A 19,080-nucleotide genomic window follows, 5' to 3' on the forward strand; every position below is an offset into this window, starting at 1 on the left:
CGACTAATTGAAAAATACCCTAGTACCGTCGTAAACTGGTATCAATCTCCCTGGCCCAGGCATCGATGCCACCCGCAATATTTATGGCATTGGGATACCCTTTTTGTCGGAGGTATTGGGTGACTTGCATACTTCGGGAACCGTGGTGACAGCAAAGCATAACGGGACCAGAAGTTGGCACACTGTCTAAATTGGCTGGGATCGTATTCATAGGAATGAGGCTTGATCCCTCAATCTTGCAAATATCGTTCTCGTAGGGTTCGCGAACGTCGATCAAAGCGGCCTTGCCCGTTTGCAGTATCTGATTCGCTTCGGACACGTCGATTTCGATTGGGTAGGGTTCGTTTTCCATATTTTCGGTATCTGAATTATCAATGTCGCAATTGTATTGGTACGACTCTGATCGTATCATTTCGATTTCCGGGGCAGCGCCACAGAGGGGGCAATGTGGGTCTTTCTTGATTTTCAATTTGCGGGTTCGCATAGACAATGTGTCGAGTACGAGCAATTCGCCTGAGAGAGATTCTCCTATTTGCAGAACTTGTTTGATGGCTTCGAGTGCCTGCATGCTGCCGATTATGCCGCACAGAGCGCCAAGCACGCCCGCTTCTCCGCAATTGGGAACGCTGCCTGGGGGTGGCGGATCGGGGAATAGGCATCGGTAGCAGGGTGCTTCGGGATTGTCGTTGAACACTGAAACTTGCCCCTCGAACTTGAAGATGCTTCCAAAAACGAGGGGTGTATTGGAGAAGTACGCCGCATCATTATTCAGATAGCGGGTGCCAAAATTATCCGAACCATCGACGACGATGTCGTATTGGTCAAAGAGGCTGGTCGCGTTTTCGGGTGTCACCCCAGAATTATGCAGAACAACGGAAACATGGGGGTTTATGTCGCCGAGCCGCGCTCGAGCGGATTCGGTTTTTAAATTATCTACATCACTTGTGCCGTGCAGCAGTTGGCGCTGGAGATTGTGTAGCTCCACCTTGTCGAAATCCGCGATTCCGAGCGCTCCGATCCCTGCTGCAGCCAGGTACATTGCGGCTGGGCTGCCGAGACCGCCCGCTCCAATCACTAGAACGCGTGACCGCTTCAGTGATTCCTGTCCGTGCACGCCAATTTCATCCAGCAAAATGTGGCGACTGTATCGGGCCAGTTCCTCAGATTGGAGTGTGTTCGCGAAAGGGCTCATGGATTTTGGTTGATAGGAATCACGAGAGAGAGATCAATTGTAATCGCGTATCGCGTTGCCGAGCCGTTTTCGGAATTCTGTGTGAAAATACCGTTTGGAATGGAGAGTTGGGCTATTAATCGTTGACCTCAAATGTCTGGTATCCGATTTGGATGAGTCATGGCAAACCGATTTGTAGTTATCATGGCAGGGGGAAAAGGGGAACGCTTCTGGCCTGCAAGCAGACTGAAGCGCCCAAAGCACTTGCTGCCGATCGTGGGCGATAAGCCAATGCTGACTCAGACAGTTGATCGATTAGAGGGATTTATTGAGCCAAAAAATATTTTTGTCATTACTAATGTGGAGCAGTTGGACGGGGTACGCGAAGTTTGCCCTAGCTTGCCTAGGGAAAATGTTGTGGCAGAACCCGTAGGGCGCGATACCGCGGCGGCGGTGGGCCTAGCAATGCTCTTGATTAAGGAAAAAGATCCCGATGCATCTTTGGCGATGTTGCCGGCAGATGCCCTTGTACGTGACCTGTCAGGATTTCAAAAAGCGCTGGATGTCGCGTTTCTTGCCTCAGAGGAAAGGCCCCAACTTGTGACCATAGGCATCAGTCCAACGGATCCAGCAACCGGATACGGGTACATCCAAAAGGGGGATTCGACCGGTGATTATAATGAGACTGAAGTGTTTAAAGTAGTAGAGTTTAAAGAGAAGCCCGATCTGGAGACCGCGAAGGTGTATTTGGAAAGCGGCGACTACTATTGGAACGCGGGAATGTTTGTGTGGAGTGTGCGAGCGATTTCCGATGCGCTGGCTCAGTTTACTCCAAAACTTAAGTCGGGGCTCGACGAGATAGAGAATCGCATCAAGGTAGGAGGCGACCTTAATGAGCTTTTGGCAGAATTGTATCCAGAGCTGGAAAAGATTTCGATTGACTTTGCGGTAATGGAGAAAGCGGACAATGTCGTGACACTGGCGGCAACATTTGATTGGGATGACGTAGGAGCATGGCCAGCGATTGAGCGTCACTTTCCGAGAGACTCCAATGACAATGTCGCAAACGGGGAAGCGGTATTCGAGGATTGCAGAGGTAACATAGTAGTGGGTGAAAAAGGGCATTTGGTCGCGCTGATTGGAGTGGACGATCTCATCGTCGTGAATACTAAAGATGCTACGCTGGTGTGCAAAAAAGAGGAAGCCCAGAAAATCAAGGATCTTGTAAAAGGTCTGAGTCCAGATCGAGTTTAGACCCGTTTGGGGCTATATATGTAAGTCCACCCTCCTGATTCATTAGATGCGCTGTATTGGAATCGACTTTGGTGAGCGTCGAGTGGGGTTGAGCTATGGTGACGAAATTGGAGTTGCCATGCCGCTCGAAGCCGCGGTCGAAGATCTCGAAGCAGAGCGTATAGAGCACATAGCCAAAATTGCCAAAGAGAGAAGGGCGACGGATCTCGTTTTTGGCTACCCCTACAATATGGATGGTTCCATCGGTTTTAAGGCCCGGGAAGTCGATGCGTTCATCGATAAACTTCTACGGTGTATTTCACTGCCCGTGCATCGGATCGATGAACGGTTGACATCAAGTGAAGCTTCCAAAGGGTTTGCAAAGGGGAGAGACGATGCCTTGAGACGATCGGGAAAACTCGATTCAGCTGCCGCTGCACTGATATTGCAGGACTTTCTGGATCAAAGGATAGACTTGCCTGAGCTCCAGTCCGATGACGATCTGGATGATTTTGACTGCGAAGAACGCTAGAGTACGAATGGTGGTTAGTCGGATTAGGGTATCAAGTGCTGAGCAAGACGTTTGGCCTATTCGCAGATTGCTCTTGAGCAAAAATTTCGTATCCAATTTGGAAATGTCACTAGCCACTCTCCTTACGCCCATCTCTTTCGATGTTAAAAACCATTGGAATAAATATTTCCGATGAGATGGAAGTGTGGATGCTCCTATGACGGAACGGACTACTCAGGTTGGCAGACCCAGGATGGGCCTTTGTCTATCCAGCAGGTGGTAGAAGAGTGTCTTTCCGAAATTTTTAAGAAAGAGACAAAAGCAATCGGAAGCGGCCGAACGGATGCTGGCGTACATGCGATGGAGCAAGTTTTCCATTTTGACTTTGAATGGAAACATGATCCGGGCTCACTAGTGGAAGCAATGCGGTCTCTTTTGCCTGATACTGTTACGCCGTTGTTTGTGGAAAAGGTTGAGGACGATTTCCACGCGCGATTTTCTGCAGTATCCAAATGGTACCAATATCGAATTTATATGGGACAGGCGACCGCATTGGAAAATCGATACAGTTGGTCGCTGCATGGAGATCTCGCTCTCGAGGCGATGGCGAAGGCAACTAGCCTGTTAAAGGGGACTCACGATTTCGGAGCGTTTGCGGCGAATCGAGGTATAGAATACAAAACTACGGTTCGAAAAATGTTTCGATCAGAAATGCTTCAGGAGAAAGATTTCCTTTTACTCAATTTTCAGGCCAACGGTTTTATGTATAAAATGGTGCGGAGCCTTGCAGGTACGGTCGCCAACGTAGGGCTTGGGCGTCTGTCACTGGATGCGTTTTCGGAGTTACTGAAATCCACAGAGAGAACTCCTATGGTTTTTGTTGCTCCGGCAAAAGGCCTTTTTCTGAAAAAGGTCTTTTATTAGGAACGTATCTAGCGGGTACTTGGTGCCTGTCGCGTTCACTCTCTCAACTCGAGTCAGGCATTCTCAGATAGTCTGAATCTGGGTTGGTTCGCGATAATGAATTGCCTGCGGAAATGGATTCAGTACATATTGAACTTGCTGTTATTGAAATGAATCTGATTCAAAAAGCTTTGAATTTCGGAGCTGGAGTTCTTGATGTCGCATTTCCGTCGAGCTGCGTTAGCTGCGGTGGAATGGTTGATGGGGCCCCGTTGCCGCATGTTTGCGATCGTTGTTTTTCGAAGATCCATATCGTCGAGGATCCTCGTTGTCTGACATGCGGGTATCCGTTTTTTGGAGAAGTTGAATCCCATACGCATTGCCAACACTGCTCGCGATTGAATCCTCGTTTCTATCAAGGCTGGTCGATCAGCCTTTTCCGAGGCCCCATTCGCGACTTGGTCTATGCTCTTAAGTACGAGAACGCTCGCTGGGCTCTCGATGATTTATCTAGAGTGGCGGAATATGCCGAGGGTCTGGGTGACTATCTCGAAGACGCTATTCTGGTTCCCGTTCCTCTACATGCCCGAAAACTACGAGAGCGGGGATATAATCAGAGCGAGCTGATTGTTAAGGAAATCGGCAAACGCTTTAGTTGTGAAACCGCAATCAATCTGCTCAAACGCACGATCGACACACCGTCCCAAACACAGTTTAACCGGAAAGAGCGTTACCGTAATCTCAGAAACGCCTTTTCAATAGAGCCTAATGTAGCCGCTGAAACGAAAAAAAGGTATATACTTGTAGATGATGTGTTTACGACGGGATCTACCTTGAACGCCTGTGCTTCGGTTTTACGAAAAGAGAGAGTAAAACAGGTAGACGTATTGACTATCGGCCACGGGTGAGTAAGGAAATTTACTAAAGGTAACGAATTTCGACTATGCCTATTTTCCATAAACCAAAGTACTCCACCGTTCAGGTGAAGAAAAAGGATATCCCGCAGGGCCTTTGGCAAAAGTGCCCGGCTTCGGGAGAGATCATTTACAACAAGGAGCTTGAGCAGAATCAGAACGTGGTTCCCAAAAGCGGATTCCATTTTCCGATCGGCAGCCGCAAGCGGCTCGATTTTCTACTCGATGAGGGAAGCTGGGATGAAAAAGATAGGGATCTGAAGCCGACGGATCCTTTGGAATTCAAGGATCAGAAATCGTACAAGGATCGGGTGGCAACCTATCAAAAGGCAACTGGCCTCAACGATTCAGTTATCGATGGATTAGGTAAGATCCACGGCATTCCCTTGTCGATTGCGGTGATGGACTTCAAGTTTGGGGGAGGCTCGCTAGGGTCGGTAGCGGGAGAAAAGATCACACGGGCGATTGAGCGTTCTTTAGAGCATAAAATTCCCTGTGTCATTATTTCGTGCTCTGGAGGAGCCCGCATGCAGGAAGGTATTCTCAGTCTGATGCAAATGGCGAAAACCAGTGCGGCCTTGGCTAAGCTCTCCAAAGTCAAGATTCCGTTTATCTCCGTTTTGACCAATCCAACGACGGGTGGAGTGACCGCTAGCTACGCAGCCCTTGGGGACGTCATCATTTCAGAGCCGGGAGCGTTGATCGGCTTTGCGGGTCGGCGCGTTATCAAGGAAGCGACCAATGAAGATCTTCCAGAAGGTTTCCAGACAGCGGAGTTTCTGATGGATAGAGGCTTGATTGACATGATTGTGGATCGTCGCGAAATGAAAGATCGCCTGGGGGACATCCTTTCCGCTCTATATCTGAAGGTTCAACCCAAGAACGCTTAGTTGGTCTAAGGCTGGGTAGTAGCGTCACGCTGTGCCATGGTTGTAGATCTGAAATTCACGACTTGCGACCTGCCATCAGTGCTGGCCCTTCTGAATGGAGATGGAACTTAAAACCTACGAAGAGGCTCGCGATTGGCTCTACTCGCTGAAAAATCGGGGTTCGTCCTATGGGCTGGAGCGTATGGAGCATTTTGCCAAAGCGCTTGGAAACCCGCAGAATGCGTATCCCATTATCCATGTAGCCGGTACCAATGGCAAAGGGTCTACTGCCGCCATGCTCGAAGCGATCTTCCGCGCTCACGGGTTCAAGACAGGACTATCGACATCTCCCCATCTAGTGCGGCAGGGAGAGCGGATTCAAGTGAATCGCTCCATTTTGGATGAGTCGCAAATACTTGAATACACGCGTGAGTTGGTCGAAGAGGCGAATGTAATAGCGGAAATGAACCCGGAGATGCATCCCAGCTTTTTCGAATTCATGACGGCGATGGCCTTTCGTCACTTCCAGCGTGAAAACGTGGATATCGCGATTGTTGAAGTTGGCCTTGGGGGACGCTTGGACGCCTCCAACGTAGTGATCCCTGAAGTCTCAGTAATCACTTCTATCGGGCTAGACCACTGTGAAATCCTCGGAGACACACTTGAAGCCATCGCTCGAGAAAAAGCAGGCATCATAAAAGGAGGGCTCCCCACTGTGATTGGTCATTTGCCGCCTGAGGCAGAATCGGTCATTCGTTCTATATGCCAGAAACGAAAGAGCTCTCTGATTTCCGTTGCTGAGGAGTTTGGGAATGATGTTTCCACCTATCCACAAACAAACTTAGTGGGTGGATGCCAGAGGCTGAACGCGGCAACGGCCCTAGCGGTCGCTCGTGTTTTGGAATCCCGGTTTAATCTCGACGAAGAGATTAGCGTTTCCACTTTGAAGGATGTTTATTGGCCAGGTCGTTGGGAGGAGAGGGATCTCGAGCATCGCAAGATCATTTTCGATGTTACGCACAACTCGGATGGGGCACAGTGGCTTGAGGAAAACCTTTCCCAAATGGCAGAGAAGGGGGTACCTAAACCGGATGTCATATTCGGAGTGATGGGAGACGACCGAGCGAATCTTCTCGTGCCTTTGATCGCGAGATTTGCCAAGTCGATAACGTTCGTGGTGCCGCAACAGGCTAGATCTTCAACGTTCGAATCGCTGGAGTCCTTCGTGCCCTGCTCTTTTCCGGGCTCGGTCGCTAGGGGATCCGTTCCCGAACTCTTTCCCTCAAGAGGCGAGTGCTCCTTGGATGTACCGGGCACCAGTCCTATTCTTGTCACTGGCTCGATCTATTTGATTGGAGAAATTTGCGAGCGATTCATTGAAGACGGCCCATTAGGACAGGGAATTCTACAGGATTTCTGAACGATACTTTAACCGAATTTTCTCCAACCGACTAGCTGTTGGTATTTTCGATTTCGGGTCCTCTAAAAAATCGATTGACATGGAAGCTCTAAACTAGATTTTCGGGGCCTCTTTTATTTGGAGGATGCCTCTCTAGCTCAATTGGTAGAGCAGTAGACTCTTAATCTATTGGTTCTGGGTTCGAGTCCCAGGGGGGGTACCAGATTTAAGAGGTTTTAAACTCTGTCGTTATCAATGACACAGGTGTTTTTGCCGGCGTAGCTCAATTGGTAGAGCAACTGATTTGTAATCAGTAGGTTGCGGGTTCGAGTCCCATCGCCGGCTCCACTTAAACCACTAAACAAGAGTGTTTTAAGGAGGAAACTGGTTTTCCCATTTCATTCTATTGTGATTTATTTTGTCTTGATCTCGCCTGTTTTTAGGGCAGGAGATGCCAAAGTGACCTACACTAAAGGACAAGAAATTGCCAAACGGTAGCTGGCAGTTGAACGTTCCTGCGAGCCTCTCTAAGACCGGCTCAAGGGCCCGTCCGGAGTTCACACCCAAGCAGGAGGCTTCGGTGTAGGCTAAGAGGCTTCTGGGGCACATATCCAAGCACGGTGCTTCAAGCACGCAGTTCAAGAGTTCGGAGGCGAAGACGATAGACGTATCGTTCAATGCACTACAGATGCCCGAAAAGCGTTTGACGCGTATTATAACGAGCAGCTAGACCTGGTCGATGAGCTGGCAGTGACAGGGTTGGAGGAGCAAATGCGGCTAAGGTCTCGTGAAAAGGCTATCGCGTTCGCTTTTTTGCTCAGCGTTGCGGACAATCCAAACAGTGAGACGCTGCCTGCAAGCGTGGCAAGTAGGGCAATAGCCGTTGAGAAATGGTTTCTGTTCTTAGGCCTGCAATTCGTTGGCACGCTGATAGATCATAAGAGCGACGCTAACCTAAAGAAGATAGCCGATGTTGTTGGTCGCAAGGGTACCATCGCGCGAAGCCAGCTCCAGCATAGCCACAACTTCACTGCCGTGCAGGTCAATGCCTTCGCCGAAGCGGTGGAGGACGGTAGGATGCGGGGTGTCTCGGTAAATAGGAAGATAGCCGCGAACAACCAGGAGGTTGTCAGCTTCGTTGCGACGTAGTTGAGGAATGAACGAGGGGAGGGCTTCCCCCTTCTCAGGCGTAAAGAGATTCTTAATGCATAAGAGAATCTTTTTTGGAACATTATCAGCAAAAGGTTATCTAATAAGGTATCATAGTTGTATTTGCCGACAAACTCGCCCTCAGGGCGGTTTTGATGCGGTGAGAATAAAGGAGTGGGGCAGTCTTGGGGAAGGCTGCCCTTTTCTTTTCTTATTTGGTGCCAAGGGCCAAAATTAGCAGATCTTCTGTCAATACTCCCCAAAAGTGGTTCAGCTAATGGGAGTGCTTGATCTTTGAGAAGCGGGATGGAATCTTTCTCTCACACCTAAGCCAGCTTGTTCGGCGTTAACCTGTATAGCGATGTCGAAGGGGTGATTCAAAGGAGCAGTTCGGGAGGGCTGCTTCTTTTTTTTCCCACTTGGCCACGCTCGCGGTGAGATAATACGCTCCCAAAACCCATCCCCCAAACAAGGGGCTTTTTGGTCCTCGGGAAACACGGCCTCGCCCCCACAACAAACAAAGGGGGGGCGGGGGCAAAAGCCCGAAAGGGCTTTGCACACATACGAGTAATCAGCCCCTCGAAAAAGTGGTCCTCCCAAACTAAGTCGTTGTTAGATCTTGAACATTTCTCATTTGTGGGAAACTTTTTTTCACTTAGTGCCAAGTCGTAAATATTTCTCAGGCCTTGTGGTGATATCGCTAGTAGGTGGCGGTTGATTCGGTAAGATAAAGACTCAATCGGAAAAATGCAACCAACGAAAGCGATCTGCACGGTATGCGGAGAAACGTTCACCAAAAAGCAACCAACTCACAAAATTTGCTCTGACCCATGCAGAGTAACTGCTCAAAGGAAATATTACCCTACGGAGAAGCGGTACGCAGGGAATTTACAATTAAAATTATGATTAAGTCTAGCAGGGGTTTTTTATGGGCGGTGGTTACGCTGTCTCTTCTGTTAGCATCAGCCTATTCCCAATCGCGCTTGGATTTCGCGATTGACGGACCTATCGCCGCCGATAAGCTCGGAGTCTCCTCCGAGTGGGCGATCGACGGCACCGCCCTCGTGCTTAGCGTCTCCGGCGAAAACGACGCCGCGGCAAGCAGTGCCGGAGACGTTGGCTCCCCCGGTCCGGCCGTTGATACCTCGGAGCCGCTTCCCCCAAGCATCGATCCGCCGCTGGTAGAATATGGTCGCGTTTACTTCGATATCGCCTACGATGATGGATTCCATATAAGTGCTTTGGATCCGAATCTTGGCGATACGATTTCTTTCACGACAAACTACGCTCCAGCTTGGTTGACGACAACCGACAACGGTGACGGCACCCTCAGCTTTTCAGGAACTCCGACCCTAGCAGGGGTCTACAGCTTGGAGGTTACTGCAACAGATGATTCGCCCGCTCCGCTATCCACAACCGAAACGGTCACGCTTCATATTGCGGATAATAATAATCCAGTCTTGCTCAATGAATACAATGCTGTCGATTCTGAAAACTTCCTGAACTCCGGCGACGCCACCCAAGATCAGGATGGTGGCACCGCAGCAGACAGTTTTTTTCAAAGAATCGAGGGTAATGGTGGCGATTGGTTCGAGCTCGTTGTGGTCGGCTACGGCGATGATGCAGATAATGACCCCTTGACGCCCGTGGTCCCACAGCCCGGAACATCTGTCGACATGCGAGGCTGGCAAATTGAAATCATTTCTGACGGCGGTTCCGAAACGATCGTGCTTTCACAAGTCGAATACTGGGCTGCTGTACCCGTGGGAACGCTCCTAACTTTTATCGAGGACAATAGTGCGGGCGGCGGGCTCGATACTGAGATCAATAAGACATCGGATCTGACCGGGGCCGGTTACGCATGGTCGAATATTTGGATTCATGATCCGTTTTTCATCGATCAAGCGCTTTCGGACTTCGGTGATGGAATCGTCGTCGATAACGGTGGAACAAACTTTGTCATCCGCGACGACTCGAACGAGCCGATCTTCGGCCCTGTCGGCGAGGGAGTGAAGCCGGAATCCGGAATCGGATCGGACGAGATATTCAAACTGGAGCAGGACCCTGTCCCGGCGATTGATCCGTTGTTTGGTAATTTTCAAGATGGCGAGTCGAGCACTTTTGGCAGTCCCAACCAGTGGTCAGGGGGCAATATCACCCAGTCTTTTGCTACATTTCAGATCGCGAATACGCCTCCACAGTTCGATTCGGCACCGAACACTGAAGACGACTACAACACCGTTTCGACTGCAGGCACTTACAGTTACGCCGTCTCAGTGTCAGACCCCGATGGCACCACACCTAGCCTCTTAGCGGATTCATTGCCGTCCTTCCTGACACTCACGGGAAATACGTTGAGCAACAACCGCCCACTCACAATCGACGATGCCGGCATTTACCCTGTGGAGCTATCGGCGTTTGACGGAAACCTGACCACACCCCAGAAGTTTCACCTCACCGTTTATAATCCCGCTCCCGCAATTATTCTGAACGAGTATAACGCTGTCAGTGGTAGCAGCTTTCTCAATGGAGGCGACGCCCTCGCGGACGACAGCAGCGGGACAGCTGCCGACGCGTTTTTTGACCGCGTCGCAGGAAACGGTGGAGATTGGTACGAAGTCGTGGTCGTGGGCGATGGTGGACCGGGTCATACGGACCTGCGCGGATATGTCATCGAGGTCGGAGCGAGCGCGTCCGATGGCAGTTTCGATGCAGGCAGCGAAATCGTGCTTTCCGGCGACGCTGCTTGGGCGACGGTCGAACACGGTACGATCCTTACTTTTACTGAGGATAACACGGCCAACGGCGGGCATGACAGTGGTTTGAAAATCACCGATAATCTCACCAGCGGTGGCTGGATTTGGACCAATATTTGGTTGGGCGACCCGACCTTACTGGATTACACGGATGAAGCGACCAACGGGTACGATCTGATTTCTCTACCAGACGTAAGCGGACTCGAAATCGACGAAGCCAACACACAGATCCGGATCCTCGATGCCAGCGCCCGTATCGTCTTCGGACCGGCTGGGGAAGGTATTGCTCCGCTTTCTGGCGTGTCCGCAACGGACGTCTTTGAACTGGAAGGGGATCCGTCTCCGTTGATTACGCCTTTGGATGACGCGCAACTAGCACCTGCGGGGGAAGGTTACGACGACGGAGCGAGTGGCTCCACCTTTGGCGCTCCGAATGAATGGAACACAGGCGGAGGCGGCGCACAGGTCTCTCAGGACTTCTCGGCGTTCATTCCTGTAGCCACGCCATTTGAGCAATGGACTGGTTCTTTCGGGCTCAGCGGTGCAGGTGCGCTCGCCTCGGCCGATACCGATGGTGATGGCTTTAGCAACCTTGAGGAATACTTGTTCGGCGGAGAACCCGACGATGCTTTGGAACGCCCCTCGTTCTCCATCGACCCATCGGAGGTGGATCGATTTTCGGCAACCGCTCGGACGGATGATTCGAGTTTTTCGGTCTTTCCGCAGTGGAGTCGCGATCTCGAAAATTGGTTTTCCTCTGATTTCACGGAGATCGCTGATGCGCCTTCAAGCGAGGGTTCCAGCTATCGTGATCGAACCTGGGAATTGACCTTGGGCGACGAACCGACCCTATTCTATCGACTCAAGGCTGAGTGATGTTTTAGCGCAGTTGGGCCGAAGCTCGCGGATCTCGGTGTTGGGTCGCCGCTTCCCAATCCGACTATGACGGTTTATAAGTCTCGATGGGACGGCAACCCGCCGGACGTCATAGCTACCATCGACGACTGGAAAGCTGACAATGACAATGTCGCGGAAATCGTAGCTGCGATGAGTTCTGCTGGAGCATTCCCGCTAGAACCCACCGAGACTTTCCAGGGACGCCCTTTTATGACCGATGATACAAGTAGCGCTGCAGCCCTTCTTGGATTTGGGGTAGTTGCACTAGCTGCTGCAAGGGGGAGATTGGGATAGGGCTAGCTTCAGAAGCCCTCAGGGCGACATTTTTTTCTGGGGTAGTTAACACAATCATAAGGCTTTGGGCGAAATATTGGTATTAAATTTACGGATGTTGGGATTTATTATTTCAATATGTGTTTCAGATAGAACAGAATGATAAAGGACGATGGCGTGAGATTGTTTAGATTAGTTAGTTCAATAATCGTTTCCGGTACGTTTCTTGTGACGGTCCTTGGTGGGCACCTCTCGGATCCGAACGACGAGCAGATTATATTTCTTCTTGATTTAATGGTAATCGAAGGAAAGGAAGCAGAGGCTGAGGATCTGATGGACAAACTTGTTGAGAACGTCAAAAAAACAGAACCTGGAACGATCGTTTACGAATATTACGCATCATCGAAAGACAGGTATGTCCTGTATGAAGTTTATAGCAATCATACCGCCGCGGAATTTCACGTCGACAGCTTTATGAAGGGTAATCTAATGCCTGCCTTTGTCGAAACATTTGAGGTGATAACTTTTGAGGTTTTGGGTTCGACGAGTGATGAACTAAAAAATAATATGAAGGACTTTACCACTGACCATCGTGCGAAAACGGATGGTTTTAAGCGCTAAGCACATTGCGGTACGACATTAGGTTGCACCATAACGAGCTTCAACAGTCCTCAGGGCGAAAATTTTTCTAGGGGCAGTTGATGAATTCCAATTCACATCCCAGCTGCTGTCCGACCCCCTCCCGTGCCTTCCAAGTTCCTACCAAAATGCGTGCCTAAAGCTGCCTCTTGGCGCACTCAAAACAAATGGTGCGACTTGCCATAAAATCTTAAGTGCTGATGAAGAGCAACTTAAGTTCGTATGAATTTCGATAACGCGACTTCGAATCTCTCTCCTCCATTTAAAAGGCTGATTATCAGCAAAAAAGGATATTATGGAAAATTTTCCTACCGCTGGTCTAGCTACCCAACCTTAACCACACAATCATAACATCCAGACTAACGAATCACGTGGCCCAATTTGGGCAGCTAGACCACCCTTCATTGTATGGGTCCTTTCTAAAGGCCCAGACTAACTTTTCAAGTGGCACAGTTCTCGTGATCTCCACCGTATCCAAAATTTTGGGACTTTTTAGGCAGTCAGGATAGGCGAAGTGTTTCTCCTTGTCTTCTGAGGTCGGGATCGACCGCATTGACCATTGCTTTCTTGTCTAGTTCTGCTCCGATAAATTTTGAGATTTTGGACACGTTGCTCTTTGGATTTTGGATTACGTCGTCATAGTCAACGAAGATTACATCAATCTCGGGGCGACGAGTGAGTATTCTCTCAGCTGCTGCCACGTGCGCGTCCAAAACTTTCATCATTTTTTCAGGCTGTAAATTGCCGCCTTTCCGCCCCATTCGATTAAGCATTGCGGTTTGGCTTTCTAATACCGCTTCCATATTTCTATCCATGAAGATCACCTTGTAGCACTCACCTGGAGGAAGAGCTGGCAAATGTTGGCATATAATTTTCACTGCGGAGCCTCTAGCCAAGGGCATCCAAGAGGAATCACTTTCGATAAGCTTGCTGCTTGTGTGCTCAAAATAGCCTTTAGGATTGTCTGTATCCGCGGCTCTCCGGGAATCTGTAAAGGCTTTCAGCCCGCCCGCTTGAAGCATTTGCATTAGCATTGATGTGCCGGAGCGGGGCAAGCCGCTGACTATGGTAATGGGAGCATCCTCACCTTGAACTGGGTCCTGCGGCGTATCATTTTTTAACTTGGTGCGGCGCGTTCGCCTATTTTCGGCGATTTCATTAGCTATTGAGCCCAAATCTAGCTCCCCTTCGTGGCCAGAGCTTTCGAATCGCTGTTTGATCTGATCTATCTTTTGGCGCTCTTCTGGAGCCGTTGGATCGTCAAGGCGCAAGAGAACATCGTGGTATAATTCTCTCGCCTCAATTAGACCGGGTTCGAGCCTTATCGCGGTTTCCAATGCCAATCTGCCAGCGGATAAATCGCCGTCTCCGACAAGGGCTTGGCCCAAGCAAAAGTGGGCGAAAGGAGAATCGAATTTTAGCTCCGTCGCGTTCAGCGCTAGGTCAACTGCTCTTTCCCATTCCTTTCTCTCTAATGCGGCTTTGCAGAGTCCGCAATTTGCCTCAACGCTTTGAGGGTCGGCTTCGATTGCAATTTTGTAGTGCTCCTCGGATTTGGCTAGCTCACCGAGTTGCGAGAAATAGAAGCCGATCGAAGCGTGCAGACTAGGTGATAGGCGACTTTGGGAATTCGATTCTATTAAATCTAGGACTTTCCTTGCACGGGCATTTTCTCCTTCGTTGATATATTGCTCTAGCTCCAGAAAAGATAGTGCACCCGTCATTGGGGTGAGAAGTGACTGTGCCTTCCTCATTTCGTATATAAACTTTTGCGGTGGGCTTTTTTTCGCGTCACCATCGATTGGGGCATCTGCTTGAGATGATGCATTTTGGTTACCTTCCGGGCTTGTTTGTTGAAAATCGGGATAGCCTTTTTCTTCAGCCTCTTTTCTAAGCGAGTCGATTTCTCTGCCAGCCCATGCCTGGGCTCGCTTTATGTTCTCTTTAAATCGTTTAAGGGCAATCCGTCTATCCGTCCATCGGCCCAGTCTTGCGAGACAGTGGAGGTATTTAAGTCCGTAACGGTGCTCTCGCGGATGATCATACCAAATTGGTTCTAAGATTTCACATGCATCCTCAAAGCGAGAAGAGTCAATGAGAGAATGGGCTAGGTTGTAGTTCAGTTCAGTGCCTGTTCGCCTAACTTCCTGATCTAAATCGTCATCAGGGGCATCTATATATCCGAGCTCGACAAGCTGCTTGATCGCTTCTGCATTACTGGAAGCATCGACTTGGGAGTGTTTTTCGTGCTGCCCATCCTCGAATGGTCCAGAAACGCTATCCCAGGAAGGAATTGTTGTTGGTTGGCGTGAATCCGCGAAAATACCGACTAATGGCTTACCGTCCATATCTTCACCCACTGGCAGACCGAAGCAGGAGAGGATGGTTGGGGCGAGGTCTAGAACGCTGGCGCCGATTATTTTTTCTCCCTGCTTGATACCTGGACCTTTAGCGACGAACATTCCGTAAGGGCCGTGCTCGGCCATTGCCGGTCCTGCGGGCTCAACTGGTATATGCTCTGGTCGTAGTTCTCCCGAATTGAAGCCGTGGTCAGACAAAATTATAACCGTAGTGTTTTCCCCCGCTAGATCCAAATGTGTTCCTAACATCAAATCATGTAGCTTATAGGCCCCCTCTACGACGCTTTTGAACACCGCGAAGTCCTTTTCCTCAACCCAGTCCTGACGGGGTGGATGATATTTCATAAACCCGTGAGAAAAGTGGTCAATGCCATCGAAATAAATAGCCATGAAATCCCAAGGCTCTTGAGTCATTATAGAGGTAGCAGCGGCGTTTACGCTCACAGTGTCGGAAAGGATCTTCGCTAGGCTTCCCATTCTTGGATCGGTCCAATCTGGTTTGGAATCTTCGGCGAGAAATGGCTGGAGCAAATCTGCGGTTACCTCGTCTGGATGAAAGCGAAACTGTTGGAGGACATCCTCTAACCCAGGCGGATGCACTGTTCCGGGCGTCATACGCCATTGGTCCTTCTTCCAACCATCGGGTCCTGGGCCTATATCTCCATCGTTTGGAGCCTCTTTATTGGCAAGCTTGCAAGCAACTTGAAACCAGTTGCTAACCATGACTCCATCGATTGGTTCAGCTGGATGAGACGGCCACCAGCCGACCACATTGGACTTTTTCCCCACTTGATTTAAAATATTCCAGATGGCTTTGGTCTTTCGGCTAGCATTCGTGATTGGTCTTACGTTCTTACCGTCTGGTGTTGGTTCTGTAAAACCGTTAATCCCGTGCTTTATGGGACGCTTACCTGTAGCCATTGAAGTCCACAGCATCGGGCTGAGCGATGGCGTTATCGTAGAGATGCTTCCAGATGTACCCTCCGCTATCAGCTTCGCTAAATTTGGCATTTTGCCAGCCTCGATGAGAGGTCCAGCTATCGCCCAATCGGCTGCGTCCCAGCCTAATACGAGAATCTTTGAGCCGTTGGCTACGATTTCGTTTTCATTTTTGTCACCCATGTGGCTAGGGTTTCGTCGAAAAGGCCCTTTGCTTGAGTTAAAATAAAGAAAATCTGATTTATAGCGAGGTTGAAGGCCTATTTTCTTGCCGGGCTCTTTGTCGCCGGAATTCTCTGTGCACCCGCTTCAAGTGTCGTGGCAATGATGATCTACACGCTAGATGGCGGTAATTAAACTATGGACGGAACAGTTGGATCCCTCAGCTTCACGGACGCTACGTGGTTCCTGTCCGCCACGGCAGACCCGGCTACAGTCACAACAGGGGTGATAGAAGAACAAACCCCGGGAGACCCTTTCACATTACCAGTCTACTTCCTAACTACTACCGTCAGGTTTTCAATCAGGGACTCGGTCAATGGCGTGACGTCCATGTCGTTGAACGACCCCACAGAACAGAATTGGGGGGTCGGAACGATAGACTATAGTAGTGTTTTCAGTAGCGAGGATGGTCAAGACACTGCAGCGGGGTTAGGAGGATTTTTTGCGTTTGACACGAGCGGGTCGTCGTTTCTGTCCGACGCCACTTTTTCTTTATTGACGGGGAACGGTAATGGCGATCCCGGGGTTTACAGCAATCTTGGCACCGCAGGAATATGGAACGGAGGCTCTACAAATTATTCGGGCCTTTCCGATGAGGGGTTACAAAACCTGGAAACCAGCATCGGTACGCTGACAATAGCATCGTTTGAAGAAGGATCATCCCCCACCGGAAAGTTCGAAATCGTCAGAGCCTCCGTCCCCGACACAGGATCCACAGCAGGACTCCTTGGGGTTGGTAGCCTAGTGCTAGGTGCTGCGAGGCGAAGAAGCCTAGGGTAAATCAGCGAATAAAAGACGACAACCCTTTGCAGGAGGGGACCACTAATCGTGCACTCCAGCGACTCTGTTATGTTCAGACTTGCCCGCAAGGTAGGATTTAAAGATGTCTTGCTTGTATCGGGTTGAAGATTTTAAATGCTAGTTATGAGGTTTGTTGCACTTACCATAATCCTGTTTTTTTCTTCATTAGCTTACGCTGGCGAGCCGACTAAGCTCGATCTTTTACGGTCTGACTACTACGTTGATCAGGCACAAGAGCAATTTGGACTGACCAAAGAGGCACGGGATGCCCTCAAACAGCTCAAGTTGGGTAATATGATGGCTTACAGGGAGGTAATCGCTCCATTGAAAAAGGAAGGCAAAGACGACGAGGTTGCCATCGAGGTTCAGAAGCTCAACAGGCCGTTTGCGAGAGAGGCCGCAGACCTTCTCAATTGCAGCGTAAAGGATTTCTGGAGCTTCAACAATAGGGTTGGCCCAGAAATGCAAAAAATAAAACGCAACTAGTTTTGGGCGGTCCGGCCCCGACACAGGCTCCGCAGCAGCTCCTCTTGGAGTTGGTGTATTTGTGTTAGCCGCTGCTAGGCGAAGGTTGGGGCGGGCGTCACTTTTTGGAGGATAACCTTAGGTAGTCATCACTTTTCTGAAGAAACCCTAATAGCACGATCAGGGTGCGTGATAGAAAGCACTCATGTTATGTTCCAAACATAAAGATGGTTGGTGGGTAAATCCTTGGCATTTGCCCTCTCCTTTATTTTTTTCTATCTGGCGAGCGACATCATTGAATTTATCCGCAACGTAATCGATAGTTATCGATGGTCCAAACTGCCCATTTAATATCTGTTTAATCTCTGTACTTATTGGGAGTGAAATGCCGTAGAATTTTCCATTTCTATCTACAATGATTGGTGCTTCGGTAGAAATAGTAGTTAATACCATTAGAATACCTAGAGCTGGGTTTGTCCAAAGGCGCTTCAATCAAAAAAAGAACTATAAGCGATTGAAATTTCGTGAGAGAAAGTTAGACGTAGTGGATGAATGAAAAGGAAAAACAAAAGCGTTCTCTGGCAGACTTGATTTACAACGCTGCAGGTACCGTTGTACCCAACTGTGAATCTGCCCTCCGCATGGTGGAGATAGGGCAGAGGCGACCACTCACGCTCAGGGAGAGATTTGTCCTCATTTATAACACACCGCTTTGCCCTCACTGCAATTGCAACCGAGAGAAGTTTATTGAGGAAAAGGCGAAGATGGTTTCGGCCGCGTCTCGGCAAGCTTAAGTGTTCGTTGGCGTAGGGGCGTGGAAAAAGCGTAAAAAATCGTCAGCTTCAGATTTGGCTAAGTTAAGATGAGTTCGCACAAGTCGATGTAGAATGGCATGAATGGCTTGAATTAAGCGAAGGACCTAATGATGAGCCAGACGAATTGAAACGCTACAAAGATAAGTTGAAAAAACGATTGTGATGCGTAATCGCTATGATGGTAACCATTGAAAGGTTGAGAATTCTGCAGCATTTAAATTGGACAGTAAGTGGGAAAGCCTATGCCAAGATACCTTAGAGATACTTCAAGAAATTGTTGCTGCTGATGCTAGCTTGCAGATATGGTTTGGTAGGAATTTAGACTTCGAATGCGGTGGTTTAATTGAGGCAGGTCAGAAATAGCCGTCCCTACCGTTCTAGACAGTGAATTTTATTCGCCCAAGAACTAAGATCTGTCTAATAGGTCAAAAAATTATTCTACATTTATACAATAGCTAAAGTCTGATAAAGTCAGGCGAAAATGCATATTATTTGGTTTCAAATGCTTGTTTTTCTACAAGGATTAGTTGATATAAAGAATGTGAAAATTCCAATGCATCATTTTTTTATTCTGGAAGATTTTCCTCATTTTAAGCCCATATAGTTTTGAATATTATTTAGAATAAGGGTCTTTTATTAGCCAACAAAAATGAATGATTTCAGGGAATACATTAAATTCTTTCGTTATTGACAGGAAGTTCAATTGTTCCAATTCGATTATGATGGGGTAATTAATAGGTTGATTTCACGTTATCGAGTTAGAG

16 protein-coding genes, 2 tRNA genes and 1 pseudogene are annotated in these 19,080 nt (G+C 49.0%); 16 read left to right on the forward strand and 3 right to left on the reverse strand.

Features of this window, described 5'->3' with window-relative positions:
* Positions 1 to 19: 19 nt before the first annotated feature.
* Positions 20 to 1,192 carry a molybdopterin-synthase adenylyltransferase MoeB gene (gene moeB, locus GA004_RS08205; RefSeq protein ID WP_283396842.1) on the reverse strand — a complete coding sequence of 391 codons (1,173 nt, stop codon included), beginning with the start codon at positions 1,190 to 1,192 and terminating at the stop codon, positions 20 to 22.
* 159 nt (positions 1,193 to 1,351) lie between these two features.
* Between moeB and GA004_RS08210 the strand changes: the two genes are divergently transcribed.
* The 12 genes from GA004_RS08210 (at position 1,352) to GA004_RS08265 (ending at position 12,696) form a co-directional block, all read left to right on the forward strand.
* The gene (locus GA004_RS08210; protein ID WP_283396843.1) at positions 1,352 to 2,425 is read left to right on the forward strand and encodes a mannose-1-phosphate guanylyltransferase; all 1,074 of its coding nucleotides are present in this window, start codon (positions 1,352 to 1,354) and stop codon (positions 2,423 to 2,425) included.
* A 46-nt stretch (positions 2,426 to 2,471) separates the two neighbouring features.
* Complete coding sequence (gene ruvX / locus GA004_RS08215; protein ID WP_283396844.1) at positions 2,472 to 2,936, forward strand: Holliday junction resolvase RuvX; 465 nt, start codon at positions 2,472 to 2,474, stop codon at positions 2,934 to 2,936.
* Between the two features lie 171 nt (positions 2,937 to 3,107).
* The gene (gene truA / locus GA004_RS08220) at positions 3,108 to 3,839 is read left to right on the forward strand and encodes a tRNA pseudouridine(38-40) synthase TruA (RefSeq protein ID WP_283396845.1); all 732 of its coding nucleotides are present in this window, start codon (positions 3,108 to 3,110) and stop codon (positions 3,837 to 3,839) included.
* Positions 3,840 to 3,988: 149 nt separating this feature from the next.
* Positions 3,989 to 4,726, forward strand: coding sequence for a ComF family protein (locus GA004_RS08225; RefSeq protein ID WP_283396846.1), 738 nt, complete (start codon positions 3,989 to 3,991; stop codon positions 4,724 to 4,726).
* 35 nt (positions 4,727 to 4,761) lie between these two features.
* Positions 4,762 to 5,622, forward strand: coding sequence for an acetyl-CoA carboxylase, carboxyltransferase subunit beta (accD, locus tag GA004_RS08230; RefSeq protein WP_283396847.1), 861 nt, complete (start codon positions 4,762 to 4,764; stop codon positions 5,620 to 5,622).
* 100 nt (positions 5,623 to 5,722) lie between these two features.
* Positions 5,723 to 7,021: a bifunctional folylpolyglutamate synthase/dihydrofolate synthase gene (locus GA004_RS08235; RefSeq protein WP_283396848.1), complete on the forward strand. Its 1,299-nt coding sequence runs from the start codon at positions 5,723 to 5,725 to the stop codon at positions 7,019 to 7,021.
* 126 nt (positions 7,022 to 7,147) lie between these two features.
* Positions 7,148 to 7,223, forward strand: a tRNA-Lys gene (locus GA004_RS08240).
* A gap of 49 nt (positions 7,224 to 7,272) precedes the next feature.
* Positions 7,273 to 7,348: transfer RNA gene (locus tag GA004_RS08245), tRNA-Thr, on the forward strand.
* 423 nt (positions 7,349 to 7,771) lie between these two features.
* Positions 7,772 to 8,149 (forward strand): hypothetical protein, encoded by a 378-nt coding sequence (locus GA004_RS08250; protein WP_283396849.1) that lies wholly within the window; start codon positions 7,772 to 7,774, stop codon positions 8,147 to 8,149.
* Positions 8,150 to 9,051: 902 nt separating this feature from the next.
* Positions 9,052 to 11,781 (forward strand): hypothetical protein, encoded by a 2,730-nt coding sequence (locus GA004_RS08255; RefSeq protein WP_283396850.1) that lies wholly within the window; start codon positions 9,052 to 9,054, stop codon positions 11,779 to 11,781.
* Between the two features lie 66 nt (positions 11,782 to 11,847).
* Entirely contained in the window at positions 11,848 to 12,096 is a 249-nt protein-coding gene (locus tag GA004_RS08260) for a hypothetical protein (protein WP_283396851.1), read from the forward strand.
* Positions 12,097 to 12,234: 138 nt separating this feature from the next.
* Positions 12,235 to 12,696, forward strand: a complete 462-nt coding sequence (locus GA004_RS08265; protein ID WP_283396852.1) for a putative quinol monooxygenase — start codon at positions 12,235 to 12,237, stop codon at positions 12,694 to 12,696.
* 518 nt (positions 12,697 to 13,214) lie between these two features.
* Here GA004_RS08265 and GA004_RS08270 read toward each other — a convergent pair.
* A complete protein-coding gene (locus GA004_RS08270) occupies positions 13,215 to 16,196 on the reverse strand; it encodes an alkaline phosphatase family protein (RefSeq protein WP_283396853.1) in 2,982 nt (993 codons plus the stop codon).
* A 177-nt stretch (positions 16,197 to 16,373) separates the two neighbouring features.
* Here GA004_RS08270 and GA004_RS08275 point away from each other — a divergent pair, with 177 nt between their 5' ends.
* The 3 genes and pseudogenes from GA004_RS08275 to GA004_RS18175 all read left to right on the forward strand — a co-directional run.
* Positions 16,374 to 17,015 (forward strand): hypothetical protein, encoded by a 642-nt coding sequence (locus GA004_RS08275; RefSeq protein ID WP_283396854.1) that lies wholly within the window; start codon positions 16,374 to 16,376, stop codon positions 17,013 to 17,015.
* Between the two features lie 144 nt (positions 17,016 to 17,159).
* The gene (locus GA004_RS08280) at positions 17,160 to 17,522 is read left to right on the forward strand and encodes a hypothetical protein (protein WP_283396855.1); all 363 of its coding nucleotides are present in this window, start codon (positions 17,160 to 17,162) and stop codon (positions 17,520 to 17,522) included.
* 22 nt (positions 17,523 to 17,544) lie between these two features.
* Positions 17,545 to 17,637 (forward strand): annotated as a pseudogene (locus tag GA004_RS18175) (hypothetical protein); the annotation flags it as partial.
* Between the two features lie 44 nt (positions 17,638 to 17,681).
* On the opposite strand, the gene GA004_RS08285 reads toward GA004_RS18175, so the two are convergent.
* Complete coding sequence (locus tag GA004_RS08285) at positions 17,682 to 17,954, reverse strand: hypothetical protein (protein ID WP_283396856.1); 273 nt, start codon at positions 17,952 to 17,954, stop codon at positions 17,682 to 17,684.
* A gap of 95 nt (positions 17,955 to 18,049) precedes the next feature.
* Here GA004_RS08285 and GA004_RS08290 point away from each other — a divergent pair, with 95 nt between their 5' ends.
* On the forward strand, positions 18,050 to 18,295 hold the full coding sequence (locus GA004_RS08290) for a hypothetical protein (protein ID WP_283396857.1): 246 nt from the start codon (positions 18,050 to 18,052) through the stop codon (positions 18,293 to 18,295).
* Positions 18,296 to 19,080 lie beyond the last annotated feature (785 nt).

Source organism: Candidatus Pelagisphaera phototrophica (genome assembly GCF_014529625.1).
GTDB classification, from domain to species: domain Bacteria; phylum Verrucomicrobiota; class Verrucomicrobiia; order Opitutales; family Opitutaceae; genus Pelagisphaera; species Pelagisphaera phototrophica.